Annotated in this window: 13 protein-coding genes; all 13 read right to left on the bottom strand. The window is 36.9% G+C overall.

Annotated elements, in window-relative coordinates:
• Positions 1-1,644 (bottom strand): LamG domain-containing protein, encoded by a 1,644-nt coding sequence (locus HGJ18_RS05750; RefSeq protein ID WP_253698126.1) that lies wholly within the window; start codon positions 1,642-1,644, stop codon positions 1-3.
• A 3-nt stretch (positions 1,645-1,647) separates the two neighbouring features.
• Positions 1,648-2,751, bottom strand: a complete 1,104-nt coding sequence (locus HGJ18_RS05745; RefSeq protein ID WP_253698125.1) for a hypothetical protein — start codon at positions 2,749-2,751, stop codon at positions 1,648-1,650.
• A gap of 11 nt (positions 2,752-2,762) precedes the next feature.
• The gene (locus tag HGJ18_RS05740; RefSeq protein WP_253698124.1) at positions 2,763-5,684 is read right to left on the bottom strand and encodes a fibronectin type III domain-containing protein; all 2,922 of its coding nucleotides are present in this window, start codon (positions 5,682-5,684) and stop codon (positions 2,763-2,765) included.
• On the bottom strand, positions 5,684-6,424 hold the full coding sequence (locus HGJ18_RS05735) for a phage tail domain-containing protein (RefSeq protein WP_253698123.1): 741 nt from the start codon (positions 6,422-6,424) through the stop codon (positions 5,684-5,686). The genes HGJ18_RS05740 and HGJ18_RS05735 overlap by 1 nt, the downstream gene beginning before the upstream one ends.
• A 5-nt stretch (positions 6,425-6,429) precedes the next feature.
• Entirely contained in the window at positions 6,430-10,914 is a 4,485-nt protein-coding gene (locus HGJ18_RS05730) for a phage tail tape measure protein (RefSeq protein WP_253698122.1), read from the bottom strand.
• Between the two features lie 195 nt (positions 10,915-11,109).
• Entirely contained in the window at positions 11,110-11,685 is a 576-nt protein-coding gene (locus HGJ18_RS05725) for a hypothetical protein (protein WP_253698121.1), read from the bottom strand.
• A gap of 67 nt (positions 11,686-11,752) precedes the next feature.
• Positions 11,753-12,721 carry a hypothetical protein gene (locus HGJ18_RS05720; RefSeq protein ID WP_253698120.1) on the bottom strand — a complete coding sequence of 323 codons (969 nt, stop codon included), beginning with the start codon at positions 12,719-12,721 and terminating at the stop codon, positions 11,753-11,755.
• Between the two features lie 24 nt (positions 12,722-12,745).
• Positions 12,746-13,117, bottom strand: coding sequence for a hypothetical protein (locus tag HGJ18_RS05715; RefSeq protein WP_253698119.1), 372 nt, complete (start codon positions 13,115-13,117; stop codon positions 12,746-12,748).
• 4 nt (positions 13,118-13,121) lie between these two features.
• On the bottom strand, positions 13,122-13,490 hold the full coding sequence (locus HGJ18_RS05710) for an HK97 gp10 family phage protein (RefSeq protein ID WP_010697698.1): 369 nt from the start codon (positions 13,488-13,490) through the stop codon (positions 13,122-13,124).
• Positions 13,487-13,873 carry a phage head closure protein gene (locus tag HGJ18_RS05705; protein ID WP_253698118.1) on the bottom strand — a complete coding sequence of 129 codons (387 nt, stop codon included), beginning with the start codon at positions 13,871-13,873 and terminating at the stop codon, positions 13,487-13,489. Before HGJ18_RS05705 ends, HGJ18_RS05710 begins: the two co-directional genes overlap by 4 nt.
• Positions 13,867-14,241: a hypothetical protein gene (locus HGJ18_RS05700; RefSeq protein WP_253698117.1), complete on the bottom strand. Its 375-nt coding sequence runs from the start codon at positions 14,239-14,241 to the stop codon at positions 13,867-13,869. Before HGJ18_RS05700 ends, HGJ18_RS05705 begins: the two co-directional genes overlap by 7 nt.
• A gap of 58 nt (positions 14,242-14,299) precedes the next feature.
• Complete coding sequence (locus HGJ18_RS05695; protein WP_253698116.1) at positions 14,300-15,379, bottom strand: hypothetical protein; 1,080 nt, start codon at positions 15,377-15,379, stop codon at positions 14,300-14,302.
• 21 nt (positions 15,380-15,400) lie between these two features.
• Positions 15,401-15,745 carry a DUF2190 family protein gene (locus tag HGJ18_RS05690; RefSeq protein WP_253698115.1) on the bottom strand — a complete coding sequence of 115 codons (345 nt, stop codon included), beginning with the start codon at positions 15,743-15,745 and terminating at the stop codon, positions 15,401-15,403.
• Between the last annotated feature and the right edge of the window lie 9 nt (positions 15,746-15,754).

Genomic DNA, 15,754 nt, shown 5'->3' with positions numbered 1-15,754 from the left:
TTATAACTTTAAGCGAAGATACCCCTGAGTGTCCACCCACACAATACCGACTTCATTTGGTAGTGTTGTTGGAAGATTGGAAAGCTTGAAAGTTTCAAAGTTGCCAGTAAAATAAAAGGATATATTTTCATCAAGTTTATTTATAGAAAGGCTGCCGCAATACTCTGGCGCGCCTCCTGCGTAGTCTGGGTTTAAATATCCTTGAGGTCTTTTGTATTTGCTTCCATATTTAAAAGTTCCATATTCAAAAACCCCATTGTCGGTAATGATATGAACATAGAAATAATCCTCTTCACATTTTAAATACTCCCAAATTCCTGCATATCTATTAAAGCTCCTCCAGTCAGTGATGATTTTAATTTTTTCTCCTGAACTTATTTTTACAATTTGCCGGCCTTTAAAGGAGCCTGTTGCTGAGCTGTTGTTTCGCTTTCCTATGGCATTAAACATATCGCGTGCTGTTTGTCCGCTTGTAAATGAGAAAGGTATAGTTTCAGGTGTTTTTTTTAGTAATTTTAAAGTAGGCGTATTTAATTCTCCAGAAAAATAACCATCTATCATTGTGGCGTTTTTAGCAAAAACATCGCCATTCGTATCAACCCTAAAAATCTCTTCTCCTTTATTCCTAATCTTCAACCCATTCAGCTCGTCAAACCACGCTTCAAAATCGTTATGCTCATCGCCTTCGATTGTATCGATACGCAGTTTTCTAACCACAAGATTTTTGATAAACGCCTGATTGACTAAAAGCTCATCAATCATCGCTTTTTGAGCTACCAGCACCTTAGCAAACAAAGCCCCGAAGTGCCCCGTCTGCTGTTTTAGCTCCTCAATCTCGAATAAGTGTACTAAGCAAGAATGATACTCTTTTGCATAGTTTATAGCCGGTTCTAGGGGCTTCCATGCTAGACCGCTCCACTTATAGCATACGCCGACCTTCCAGCCGCCTATAGTCTTGCACGAAAGCACCCAATCGCCGGTGTTAGCGTCTACAAATCCGAATTTCTCACCCTTAGTGATGATGACTGTTTTTGTATCGGGAACGGTTTCGACGACACCCAGATATTTCGGCGCTGCCTCTGTAACGATATTTTCAAGTTGTTGAACCTGCGTTCCTTTTGTTACAAGGCGGTATAAGCCCCTGATTTCGGGCTCGGTTACAACCGACTTATACATTCTAACCTCGTCAAAAGTAGCGTGTGTTCTGCCGCCTCCAAGTGTAAAGCCTTCGGAAAAGTCTACGGGGTAATTGCCTGTAGTAAGTTCTGCCTTTAATTCTGCGTTCTTGTAGATTTTAAAAAAGCTGTTCTTTGAAAAAAGAAAACACCAATGCGCCTGCTCTTGGTCGTCTTTTATGTCGGTTACGGTTTTAACCTCTGCAAGCTCTATTGTTAAAAAGTCCGTTGCTTGGTCAAAGTAGGCTTTTATATTTGCCGTTGAAAAAACGCCCCTGTAGTGGTCTGCTTCTACAACTCCGTCCCATTGCCGCCAAAGAGAAATAGTAAGCTCGTTTCTGTTGCCTGCAATAGGCATAGTGCCTGCCCCTGCCGGTAAGTAAACGGCGTTCCCCGATATACCTTGCACTATTTGACTATCTTCAGGTAATGTCATATTTGCACCGTTTGCGTAGTTTATTGCTTCCATGATTTACACCTCTGTTTCTGTAAACATTCCGGCAAAATGAAAAGCTCTTTCGTTTTCCGGAACGTCAATATTAAATTGCAAAAGTTTAAGGCCGTTATTCTCTACCGTGTTTTTAAGGACTTCATCTTCAGGAACATGGACGAAGCCCCATTGATAGTTGGGTAAGTTTTGTTTTATTTTTGCAAAATTACCGCAAACAATTTTATCAAAATTAAACTCGGCGTTTGTTTTGAATCCCGTAAAGCTGGGATTCGGGGCATAATGTTCAGCCCAACACAAAATGCCTATTATTAAATTTCCTGTCTTTGAATAGGGAATTCTTACATTTGTATGTTTTTTATTTTGATTAAAATAAGACAGGGTAAGACCTGCCGATAGTGAATTGGAAGTACTTTTGTTTGTTGGATTATAAAACTCTAAATCGAAAATTCTTGCAGGTGTCCACATAAAGCCCGTGTTTCTTTCTGCAACCGCCCAGCCTCCGATATACCAAGGAGTAACAGAGTTAGACAATGCTATATAAGAATATCCCTCATCATCTTTTATTATGTCTTCTTTATTGTAATTAAAAGCTACCCATTGGTAATATCTTGAGTCCCATGCGTCTTGGTTTTTAGGATTAAATACAACGCTTTTAGCATAATCAGCGTGCTTATCCGCATCTTGAGAGCCTAATAGTTTTTTTATACTTTTATCGGAATTACACATCCATGCTGTTGTAATTCCGTGTTGCCAACTGTCAGCATTTGCATGTTTTATAAAAAAAGCCCCGTCTTTATTTTCGGGCAATTTTACTTTTATAACAATATAATTTACGGGTGTTTGAGTTTCACAATTTGAAATGACAGTACATCCAGTCAATTTTGTCATATATTGGGTGAACCATTTTCCATATTTTGAAACAGCTCCTGTTCCAACTCCAATTAAATTAGTAAGAGGTTCATCTGTCATCTGGAAGTCTTCTCGGCCGTCCCAAATTATCTGCCCGTTTTTATAAAGCGGTTGTAAAATAGCGGCTTGCCTTTTTACTTCGTTAAGTTCTGCTTTAACTTCATTGTAGGTTTCGGTAAGCCGATTGACGGCTTCGATTACTTGTTCATTTGTCATTTTTTATCTCCTTATATAACTTTTATAAACGGGTATACCCCGTAAGATTTTATTCTATTGTCTTTTGCTGTGGGAACGACACGGGATGCATCCATCAAAAAACTAATATACGAAGCATTCGAATCGCTCGTATGTCCGTGGCCAGACACGAAGTGGTTGAGGGTATAAAAAAGATGGCCATGTTCTGGCGAGACACCACCTGCAGCAGAGGAAAATCCCCCTTTAATATTCCTTATAGCGTCTCCTTGATACTCCAGTGCCAAGGTTGCGCCGCCTCGGCCGCTTCCGTCGTCGACAGCTCTTAATGCAACACCTCGCAAGTCAGGCAGCTTCGGGTAGCCGAAAGCGTCATAGCCTAGATAGTTTTTCTTTTTCTTGTCCCCAAAATTTTCAAGCCAAAATTGATAGAAATCGGGGTAAAGTTCTGGAATAAAAGAATAGCCGTTTGCATATAAATAGCCATAAGTATATTTTTTGCTGGTGAAGTACCGAATTTCCCCGATTGCTCCGGACTCTTTAATAAAGCGGTTTTTGTGATAATTTTTTATTTCATTCATTTTTTCTTGAATAAAAATATTCATTTTATTTTTTTCTTCAAGATAAAAATTATTTATTTCATTTTTAAAATTAGTAATTGTTTGTTGAGCATTATTGTTAAGTTTATTTTCTGTGTGCTGCAAAATTTCATCAATTAAGGATTGCTTAATATTGCCCTCAAAAGCCCACACATTGCCTCTAAAATCTACCACCGCATAACAGCCAAGGCCGAATGTTTTGGCGTTTATGTTTTGAGAGATTTTATTAGTTGCGGGTTCTTCAGTTTGAATTATTACATTAAAATTACCCGTTAATTTATAAACTATTAAATACTGCTTAGCCCCGTTTCCGTTTTGCTTGTCGAAAAATAATTTTAATGTAAAATCGTTTTTTAATTCTCCAGATAAAATAATTATATTATTTAACGCTTCCTCAAAAGTCATCTTGATTTCTTGTTTATCTGTGCAATCGTATTCAATGATTTTAGATTTCCAAGCTGTATAAGACGGGTTGGGGGCGGGCAGGGCTTGGGGTGTTTCGTCAAAATTCAGAAGGCTTAAAATGTCGGTGTCGGTGGGGAAGGAAAAGGCTGACTCTGCTATAGCTATACAAGATATTTCAGCAGTATAGTCGGATATACGGCCTTCATAAACACTTGCAACACTAAATAAGTATTCAGAGTTTGGTTTTAATCTTTCAAAAAGTATCTTTGTTTGCTTTGAGTGCCTGTAATTATAAACTATCTGCCCCTTTTCTTTCCAACGTACTACAAAATCAACATCATCGCCATCCCATTCTAAACTGATTGATTTTATTTTGCCTGTAGCAGTTAAGCCTACGGGTGGTTTCAAAATTTTATTTTCATGGTTGTTATCATCTTTTGGGATAAGAGCAGATAAAGGGTTGAATAAATCTCCGCCAATGCCAAATTTCTGCGTAAAAACATTACCCTTATAAGATATGTTTTCTTCTTCAACAATACACTCATAGACTTTTTCAGTATCAGGATGGATTAAAGATATTTTATCAAAAAGTCTTATAGGTATTATTGTTTCAACTTCAAATATCGGATTATCCTCTTTTCTTTTTTCTTTTAATGCTTTTTCTCCAGCTGTTTTTAGTCCTTCTCTTGTTTTTATTTTACTATCAGAAAAAGTATCTTCTACAGTGGGCAGATTATCAAAAGTTCCAACCTCAGGTATTCTTAGATATATTTTTTGCTGTCTTTCTCCCTCTCCGTAACAATGCAAAACATTAACTTTTTGTATCTCTTGTTTTAGTTCTTTAATATTTGTATTGTTTAAGGAAGATGTTTGTTTATCACTTGCCCGCAAAAGATATTTAGCTTTTCTTGTTTTATTTTTAACTAAAGATTTTGCAAACTCAAAATATATTTTGTCTTTTTCAATGTAACAATTTGTGTCAAACTTATATTTTTCTCTTATTTTTTGGACAGCTTCCCATATTGATATGTTTGAAAGCTCTATATCTTCGATCAATTCACCCATATCCATTGGCACGGATTTTATTTTAAACTCACTTTTTTTTCTTGTAATAATTTCAAAAGCTCGTATTACCGGAGTAAATCCTCTAACGGTTCTATCTACAAGTACATTATTTTCATTGTAAACTTTATGTGTTGCAAAATCACTAATCCAATCGGGATTGATATATTTCAAGACAAATCGAATGGCAACATAGCGGCCCATACTTGCAATAGGGACACCTGAAAAAGAGCTGTCATTTTCTATATCTCGTCTAGCATTTAAAATTGGAACCCCCGAAAAGTCAACTTGTGATATGCTGCTTATGGGTGTATCCGATGATACGGATTGAATGCCTATATATACTTTTTCTCCGGTAGTTTCTACCCACCTAACATATCTTTGCCCCGCTATATCTCCGCAATCAAAAGCGAATGTAATAGTTCCTTCTTCATAATATTTAAGACTATCTCCTTCTTGATAATAGTCTAAGTGTATGTCCCCATCTTTTATTTTGTTTAATGCCACATTTGTTTTTTCAAGATAATGTGAAAAATCCTCTATTGTTGATTTTTGAATATAGTCAAAGCCGTTTACTGCATCTGATAATACAAAGTTTAAAGGTTTCTTGTTCCACCCTTTCCAATTTTCCGGCAATCGATAATTCTTGAAAAGACTTTCCAATGTACGGATGTTCGTATTTACCCCTTTGTCATTGCTTGAGTTTTCTGTAATAACAACATCTTTTATTTTTTCTTTTCCCTTATACAAAGAAGCATATTTTGCACCGACAGGATAATTTACAAGCTCTATTTTGCCCGTGCCTTCTTTATTGCGTTTTTGACTAAAGTTCCAACCAACCTCATAAGCCTTTCCTATTCTTCTACCGTTTTTATCGTAAAAAATAACCATTATACATACCTCCCATGATATTTAATCTTTATATTGCCGGAGTGTATTTTTATTTCTAAATTATTATTACCGGCTTGAAGCGAAAGAGGGTAGAGTAAACTTTTATCTGATAGCTTATAAGATATATCATCATTATTTAAAAAAAGATTACCGTCTTGATATTGTAATATTTGCCCTGATGTTGGTGTTATTTCTCCAGATAGTTCTAAAAAAGAATTACCACATTTTAAAAGTAATCCATTAAGACTTTCTGTAGTGTTAATTTCAATTATGGGAAGAGTCATATAATTGCCATCATTTTGGATTGGTAATGTTTGAAGTCCCGCGACTATAGATTTTTCTTTTTCTTCTCCATAACCGAACGGGTCTAGTGCTTTTAGCATAAAACTTATAGTAAATGTTTTTGCGAGATCTATACCATGATTATAACTGATTTTTATATTACCAATTAAACAGCAAATATAAAATATTTTATCATCATCATCCCGATAAACTTTTAATTCACGGCCTACTAAAAGAGATGTAAGCCTTGAGCGTTCTTTTTCTACATCTTCATATTTTTCGGCAAAGATAGTACCTGAGCAATTAAAAGAGCGGGCCGAATAGACATGCTCTCCAAAAGACACCTCACCATGCCTATCGTTTATTTTTGCTGTGTGATTTGCAATCTGCACCGAATTATCACTTGCCGTTATCCAGATTGGAATGTCTAACATTTCATTGTTATAAAATATTTTCATAGTGTTTACCCCGCTAACGCTTGTTCAACTATTTCGCCAATCAACCCTTTTAGGTCTGTGGTTTCTGTTGCTTGTATATAAATAGTACTATTGTATGAATTATAGATTAAAGAATTGATTATAATCTGTGTTGCTGCCATGTGTTGAATTGTCGTTTCCTTTAAATCTATAACCTGATTGATTTTTGTAAAACCTTCTTTCAAGACTTCCATAAACCAATCTCTATCTGCACCAGATAATTGCTGAATAATAGAACCTGATGTTTTAGATTTTATTTCAACACCACCCTCAAGAGCTTTATTTATTTTGGCTAATTCGGCCATATTCCCTTCTAAATTATCATACAGGTTTTTTAATTTATTTATCGTATCATTTATTTCATCTCCTGATATTTTACCGTCATCCATTATTTGTTTAATTATTTCATCTACCTTTGCTTTAATACCGGCACTCTCAATAGCCGATTGGATAATAGCCTTTTTCATTTCGGCAGCAAAAGATTTTTTAAAACTGCCCCAGTCGGCATTATAGGCAGACTCGCCGAGGGTTGATGTAAGAGCGGATGACATTGCACTTCCTATTTGCTTCCACTCTTCTTTTATTTTATCAAAATCTTTTGATAGTCCAAATAATGCAGAAAGTTTATCGGCTGTTTCAATAGCGTTATTTCCGATTTCCTCTAAGTGTTTTTCAAAATCTTCCTTACTTAATTTTCCTTGTTCTACTAAATCTAAGTCTGCCATTATTTTTTTTAATGCAGAATTAAAAATAGTTTTTTGTATAACGGCTTCATAAAGAGCATCTTTTAATTCTTTCTTAAATGCAGTTAAATCACGTGTTTTTATATAGTTTGCCAAAGCTGTATCAAGCCCTTGTATATAATTTGATATACCATCAACATTATCAAGGTTTATCCCTTCTTTTTTTGCGGCTTCTTTAATCGTTTCTTCTATAACTTTTTGTAATTTGTCTGCGAGGTCGTTGTCTCCTCTTTCTCTCGCTTGATACATTTTATCAAGTAATTCTTTAACGGTTAATGGTACTTTTTCTATATATGTTTCTGATACTTTTTGTTGCATAAAAAGTTCAGATGCACCGAATGAAAATAGCCCAAACAAAACTCGTTCACCAACCGAATGATAACTACCGACAGTTCTAGTTCTTTGTCTGCGTTCGTCCCTTGTTTCAGTTGTTTTTAAATTTTCTGCTGTTTTTAAAAAAACATCTATCTTTTTTTTCTGTCGTTCAAGCCCTCCAATATCAAGAGCATTTTTCCAGTCTATTTGAGCTTTATTTACTCCATTCATTCGTTTAGCTATATTCTCAAAAACACCGGCAACTCTTCTATCTATTTCATCAAGTCTCTTTTTTTCCAGTTCTTCAGCTTCTCTGTTTGCTTCGGCAACTTCTTTTTCCGTTTTTCTGTTTATGGCTCCAATTATTGATGTCCCAATTCCGACAATCGCACTTATGGAACCTAGTATTGCTTTTGTCATAGGATCGGTAATCATATTCCCGATTTGACCGATAATATTTCCGGCAGCGGCTATAGCCGATAATCCGTCAAGTCCGCCTTGCTCTATTGCATTTGCAATAACATTTGTTAAAGATTGGGCAATCCCTATAGCTCCTTGAAGATATGAGTTCATAGCTTGGGCTGTTGCCTGTTGCTGTTCTTTCTTTTCATTTTCTTCATTTTGTTTTTTTAATTCTTTAGCTTTTTCGGCAGTGATTTTTTCCGCCTTAACGGCAGCGTCTATAACTTCATCGATTCTCTCTTTCTCTGCTTCAATGTCAATAAGTTTTAATTGATATTGAGATTTGCCGGAACGACTTAAATCTTTTATAGTGCTGGCAATTTCGCTTAGACTATATTTTGTATTTCCCAATTCCATATTTATTTTATGGAGGCGTTCTTCTTGTTGTTTTAGGTAACCTTCACGGTCTTTCCTGTCTTCATCAGACATTTTTTCATTATCAAGTTTTTTCTTATCTTTTTCTAAAAGGTCTTTAGTTTTTTGTATTTCCTCTTGTGTCTTTTTTAACTCTTCCCTAAGTTTTCTTTGTTCTTCTGCATATTTTGCGAAACCTTCAAGTTTTGGTTCTTTTTTCTTTACTTCCTTACTTTTTTTTCTAGCTTCATTTTCCTTATCAAGGCTTTCCAGTTCTGCATAAAATTGCTTTAATTCTTTCGCCCACCTAGAAAAACCTATGCCTTCGGCAATATCGGCAGCCTGCATATTGCGTAGCTTTGTAATTCTATTACGAATATCATCCATTTTTTTGCCGATGTCATCATAATCTTTTTTTAATGAGTCTGCTTCTTTTTTTTCTTCTTGAATTCTCTTTTTCTGTTTTTGATAATCTTCCCATTCTTCATCAGCGTATTCTTGTCGTGTCTTTTTTACAGGTGTAGGATTTTTTTCTTCTTCATTTTGTCGCTTATCTATATCTTTGATTCGCTCCCTGAGAGCTTCATTTTTTAACAAAAGGTCTTCAGTTTCTTCAATCTTATCATTTACTGCACTAAGTTGATTCTGAAGTTTGATAGTAGCTTCTTCAGCCGCCTTTGCTTCTCTTTCTGCATTTGCCCTAATAGCACTGATTGTAACACCGCCTGTCATTCTTACAAGCTGGTCTTTTATTTTTGCATCATTTGTTGCAATAAATTTTTCTATAAGAATATTTACTTCTATTGCTTTTTCTCTTGCTTTTTTTTCTGCTTCTACCAATTTTTTAGAAGATGTCTCTAATTCTGTTCTTTCTTTTTTTAATTTTCCTAGCTTGTTCTTTGCACTATCTTCTGATAGGCTGCTAACAAGTAGGGCATGTTCTGCTCTTTCTTTTTCGAGCTTCCATAAATCTTTTTGAGCTTGTTTTACTTTGTTCGTATTTTCAATATAAGAGTTCCCAAAATCGTCTTGTTTTATAATTAAATCGGGTACAAGCTGTTGTAGTTCTTTTAATGTCTCATTATATTCATGCTGCTGCTCAGTTGTTTTCCCTACAATATCTTTAAGACTATTATATTTATCCATCAAAGAGCCTATTTTACTGCTTTTTGCTCCAGCTTCTTGAGCTTCATCAGCTAATTTATTTGCTCTTTCCAAATATCTAAAAGACTCTTTTTCGGCTTCTTCTTGTGCTTTCCTAACCTGTGCAATAATACCCACAGCAATGGCTGCAACACCGGCTATAGCCGCTCCCCACGCCATTATCGGGTTTACGGCTGCAACCATATTGAGTTCTACCATTTCTTGTTTTATTTTTTTTACGCCGACTGCTACAAGTAGAAGGGGGCCAGCGGCTGCTGCCAGTCCTGCAAAAGCCGTACCTGCCGTTTGTACTCCGACAGGTAATTCATTTATAAACTTTAAAGCATTTGTTAAACCTTGGGCAAATATATTGACAGCCGGAATAACATTTGAAGTTAGTGTAATCTGGACAGCTTCAAAAGCACTTGCTAACTCTGCCTTTGTATTTGCAAAAGAAGCGTTTTGTATATCCTGCATTTTTTTTGCTGCCCCATCGGAGGTTTGCAACAACCCGTCCATTGTACGGATTGCTTCTCCGCCACCTTCAATAAGTTTTGCCATTGCTCCGCCTGCAATGTTGCCGAATAGTTCGTTTGCTTTATTTATATCTACTTGCTTTTCTTTTAATCTGTCTATAATATCCGCAAAATCATTTGTTTTAGGATTAACATCATCATAAGTCAATCCGATACTTTCAAGGGCTGATTTAAAATCATCAGCGCCGCTTGCAAGCTTTTGTAAGCCGGCTCTAAGATATGTTCCGGCCATCTCTCCGCCGTAACCCGTATTGTATAACCTCATTAAAGCTGCTGTTGCTGTTTCAAGTTTTATATTTAAGCCTGAAGCTACAGGGCCGACATACTTCATTGAATAACTCAACTTAGTCATGTTAGCCTGCGACTTACTTATTGCCATTGCATAAACATCAGCAATGTGCGAGGCTTTATCCGCTTCTAGGTTAAACTGTGATAGGGTTGAGGCTATAGTTCCAGATGTAAAGGCTAAATCGCTGCCGGTTGCACCGGCAAGTCGTAATACACCGTCAAGGCTGCTCATTGCTTGTGAGGCACTTTGTCCGGCAGAACCTAGATTGTACAAAGCGTCAGCGGCCTGACTTGCACTAAAGCGAGTGGTAGCTCCCATTTCTTCCGCTTTTTTTCTCAATGCTTCCATTTCTGCACTTGTTGCACCCATTACAGAAAAGGTATTTTGCATTGATTGTTGAAAGTTGGTAAAAGTATCTAATGCCTGTTTTCCGAAAAGAGTTAAGGGTAGGGTAACGCCTGCGGATAATCCGACGCCAATAGATTTTAATTTTTCATTTATTTGATCTGTGATATTTTCAATGTCTGTGTTTAGCTTATCTGCAAGTTTTTTCGATTTAATAACAGCTTTTTCAAATTCACTTGTTTTTAGTGCTAATTCGGCGTATAGTGTACCTAATGCATTCCCCATTTATTTACCCTTTCTATGTATCATTACCGGAAAAAGTTTTATTCATGTTTTTCATAAAATTTTCTTTTTCTTCTTTTTCTTTCCTTATCCTTGCATTTTCTTTTTCTTGTTCCTTTCGTTGTTTTTCAAGGCGTTTATTGTCAGCTTCAACTGCAACAATACAAGCCTCATCAATTACAAACTTCTCAAAATCATCTAACCCCGTGATGTATTCACTTGGGGCTTTTCTCCAGTATTTTGCGACTCTCCCAAACCTTTCGAGATTAACAGCTCCGACTTTTTTTTTATCTGGATTTCCCATTCCGTCAAATACCACAGGAATAGGTCATCAAGAAAATCTTGAGGTATAACATCATTTCTGTTTGCTTCTGGATTTGCTAAAAGGTTGACTATTGCGTCATAGCACTCTCTGTATTTGGGTTCTACCATAGATTTTTCTGCAAGCTCGTGTCTGAATTCGTCCTCTTCTTCTTTCATTTGTTGAAGATTGACAGAAGATTTTTCTGTTTTTTCTTCATTCAAAACATCTGATATGCCCTCAACAAACTTATAAAGAATGTTAGGAAAACGACCGCACATCAAAAGTTCTTGAAAGTTGATTTTATGAATTAAAAAGGGGCGTTTTGTACCATTCCAATAAAGGTCTACCCATTTACAAGAGTCCATAGCTAAGGCTTCAGCCGATGTTTTATTCCCGTCTTGAGAAAGTTCCTTTTTTCTATCTTCTACAATTTTTTTTACTTTAAAGTTATCAATGATTTTTTTTATCATCCTAATCCTCTTAATTTTATTTTTTTAAGATTACCGCCTAAGTTTTTTCTTAAGCGGTAAGATTTTTTTATTCCCCTACATACTGCGTGTAGTCATTTAATCCAATTTCCTTGATAAACTTCATAGGAAGATTGCTCCTCTTATTCTCTCCGCCTGAACCCTGCAATTCTTGGGCTGCAAAGTTATTCTCTCCGGCATCGTTGCCGTTGGGTGTGATTTTGCAAGAAGGAAATAAAAAGGCCTTAACTCTTGAGAAAGAACCCTTAGTGTTTACGCCGCTTTCGTACTGCTCAACAAAGTAACGCATTGCAATTAACGGAGGATTACCTGCGTTATCTACAAAATATTCGCCCGTTTTCTCGTTGTACGAGTTTCCGGTAACCATAGCAAGAAGTTTTGTTGAGATTGTTGCAAAAGAAGCCGTAATGTTTACGCCCTTTATTTGATCTGCTTCTTTAACAGAACAGCGGATACCGTGTCCCGATGTTGCATCGTTGGATTTTCCGGCTTCCTTTTCAAAGTCATCTTTAAAACTTTTTGCTTCCTTAGTTGCTACCCAAGCGGTAATGCCGAGAAGTTCTGCGAGCTTACCGGAAAAACCGATAGGAGCAAACCACGGCAAGTCTCCCGTTGCTTGAGTGGTAATTTTTAAATACTCGGCATCGTAATCTTCTCCGATGTCTGTCTTTGCAGCCTTGAGCTTGATACCTTGGCCTGCGATACCCGTAAACGCCGTATTCAAATCTTTAACCATGTCTGCCACGGTTACAGCTTTTTTGTTTGCGGCCGTAGAGGCAAATGTAACCTCTGCCTTTTTTGTACCGTAAACAATGCCGATTTTTAAGTCATCTCCAGTCCATCCGTCGATGTCAAAGGTTCCGACTTTACCAACTACGCCGCCTCTGTGCTTTCGTTTTTTACCAGTCATTCGGTCGGTATCTTCCCAATCATTGGGTGTAGGAAAGCTCTTATCGGCGTTCAAGAGTGCAATTTCCGCACGTCCGATTGAATAGGAATATTCGTTCTTGTTTTCCATAATTCTTAACCTCCAATAAAATATTTACATAAAATCCCGCCCGAAAGACGGTATTTTAAAATTAAGCTGTTTCGATATTGCGTTGAGTTCTCCTTCTACAAACTCATCTCCGCAATCCATAAATTGAATTAAAAAGGTAGAGCCATCAGATATTCTATTGATATGCTTACCGTCAAGACCTTTAATAATCTTTTCAGACATTGTATCAAGAGTTTCAAAGTCTCCTGCCGGAGCTATGGCAAAAACCGTAAAAGTTTGCCATCTCCCAAAGGTATGGGTTTTGATTTCATTTCCCATTTTGAAAATAAGATAAGGCTTAGGTGTCGTCTTTTTTTCATTTCCTATGTAATAAGTTGGATAGATTTCTTCTAGTTTCTTATAAATAGCCTTTCTCATTTTCTTATACCCTGTTTATAGCAACTCCTAAAGCTTCTTGTATTCCATCAAAGAACATACCGGCATGATGATTTCTCGTTTCAGTCAATATTGCATATTTGCCATTATGAGCATTCTCAAGGTAATACCCATATTCTTTCCCTGTATCTCCATACAAATCTTGATGTATGGATGATGATATTGTATTTTTGAAAATAGAAGTTTTGCCTTTTAATCCTTTTCGGGCATCTCCAGTTCTATCTATCCATGGCCTTTTTTCTTTTGCATAACGCTCCATGCTCGCAGCAGTCTTATGAGCAACCATTTCACACTCATCGAGTATTTCTTTTTTTGCTTTGTCTAGGTTTGAAAAAAAAGCGTCCATACCTCTCATTCCGTTGCCTCGTTTATTTCTTTTGCCTTTCCTGACATTTTAAATACATTATCATATCCGCCGACTGTAATTTTTCGGATAAATTCAACCTCGTATCTGTTACCGCAAAAATCGAACTTATCGCCCGATTGAATATCAGCGTTATATCTCGCTGTAATATTTACAACATGATTTTTTAATAAACCTTCTTGTATAAGTCTATCTGTTTCATTATGAGATAGCTCGGCAATTCTTACCCGTTGCGTTTCAGTTCGTTTTTCAATATTTTTGATATTACCGAATTCATCTTCTTGTTTTTCATTTCGGATAAAGACAATTTCAACTGGATTGATGTTTATAATTTCTTCCGTGTCTTTTCGTAAAACCTCAATATCGCCTACCATAAATCATCCTCGTATTTTTTTTGATAAATAAAAAATGAAGATGCGTTTTTTTGTTTATTTTCCGCCTCCCATGCTTCCTTATAGCCTTGTGCTGTTTTAAGGCAAAGGCTTACATAATCGGCGGCTGTATATTTTTCAATACTTTCGCCGCCTGCGTGAATACTTTTTATATCTCTGGCTGTTTTTTGAATGATACCGGCTTTTTGAGTCCATAAAAGATAAAGAGCATGATTTTCACTTTCAGCCCCTTGAATAGTTATTGTCAAATCGATGTCGGAAAAGTTGGTGTCTTTGTCCATTCCGTTTTCGGGAATTTCTTCGTTTAACAGATTGCGTATTCTTTTAATAGTTGCTTCGGTGATTATCATAACTCTTTAACCTCCTTCATTTATTAAAAGGCAGGCGGAATATTCCGCCCATCTTTTTTTAAGCGAGTACAACCTTATGTACTGAGTCTGATATATCGGCTATGACTGCACGGCTAAAGAATTGTGCTACATCAAGGTTTGAAAGTTTCATAATATCGCCTTTCTGTGTAAGTTCGGTAATATCAGTCTTTACAAGAGCCTTGAACATATCTTTAGGCTGAATGAGATATACCTCATTATCTGCCGGAGCGTCAAAAGTTACTTTTTCGCCCTTAATCTCTCCCTGCCATCCGTCATAAGCGAGTACAGTTTTAATCTGCCCCAATGGTCCGAGTTGTGAACCATTTTGTAACATTCCAGCTACAGCTGCCTCAACATCCATAGCCGTTGCACTGTTACAAAGTGCAATAGTCGGGCGGAGTTTAAAGCCTTGTGCATTTTGACGTTTTAAGGCGTCCTTGATACCCTTGCGGAGCGTATAATAGACGATCGTCAGCTCTGTCGCATTAGTATATGCTGCTCCGGTTACTTTGTTTGTAATAGAGCCGCCCGAATAAGAAGCCTTTATAATCGGAAATAAATGGATATGATCAAGGATTGCATTATGAGCAACACCCATTGCCTTGTTTGCCCGTTCGACATTCCAGAACTGATTATACGTTACCCATTTTTTCAAAACCGAATAACCGCAAGCATAGTCAAGCATTTTCACGGTTTCGAGTTTTCCGGTTTTCCAACCTGCCAAAGGTACGCTTTCCCCTGCATTGACAATGCCGAAAGCTGCTTGAAGTCCAATCAAGTCTCTGACATCGATTGTTTCCGTAAACTCGGAATTGAAAATCTCATCGTAGATAAACTGATAGAGAGTCGGGTTAGCGGCCATTCCTTTTGTTACATCTACGGTTGCATTTTGTATAAACGCCCTTACATCTTGCATACTCATTTCACCAGCGGCCTCTTTTTCGGCTTTTGCAAGACGAGAAAACATCTCTTGAGTGAATATTGCCCCGCTGCCGGTGCCGGTATTCTGTAAAGCCATTTCACCTGCGGGTTCATTAGGTGCCTTGTAAAAGGCTCTAAACTCTTTTTTTTCTTCAAGAGCCGAGTTTCTAAGCTCTTCCTTTGTAATTATTTTCATAAAATGATTACCTCCTATTCCTTACATTACGAGCGAGAAAATAACGGAATTACCTGATTTACCCCAGTAAAAACCGACCAGCTTATTACTTGCCGATGTCTTTGTGAGTTTCCCGTCTGCTGTTGCAACATAGATTTTTTCTCCAACTTTCGGCAAAGAAGCTCCATCAAAAAGAGTTGTTGAGAAATCGGTTTCCGTATCAAAATTGACGGATACTTCGGTGTCGCTGATTTTATCAAAAGCTACCCCAACTCTATCCCCTACAAAAACAATACCGTGCTTATCAAGAGCGTGTCCCGTAGGAACAGTCACTGCCGATACCGGAACTGTTTTTATAGTCGACCTTACTTTGTGTTCATATACCATTTTTATACC

Source organism: Treponema denticola (assembly GCF_024181405.1).
Classification (GTDB): domain Bacteria; phylum Spirochaetota; class Spirochaetia; order Treponematales; family Treponemataceae; genus Treponema_B; species Treponema_B denticola_D.
This window is presented reverse-complemented; position numbering and strand designations above follow the sequence as displayed.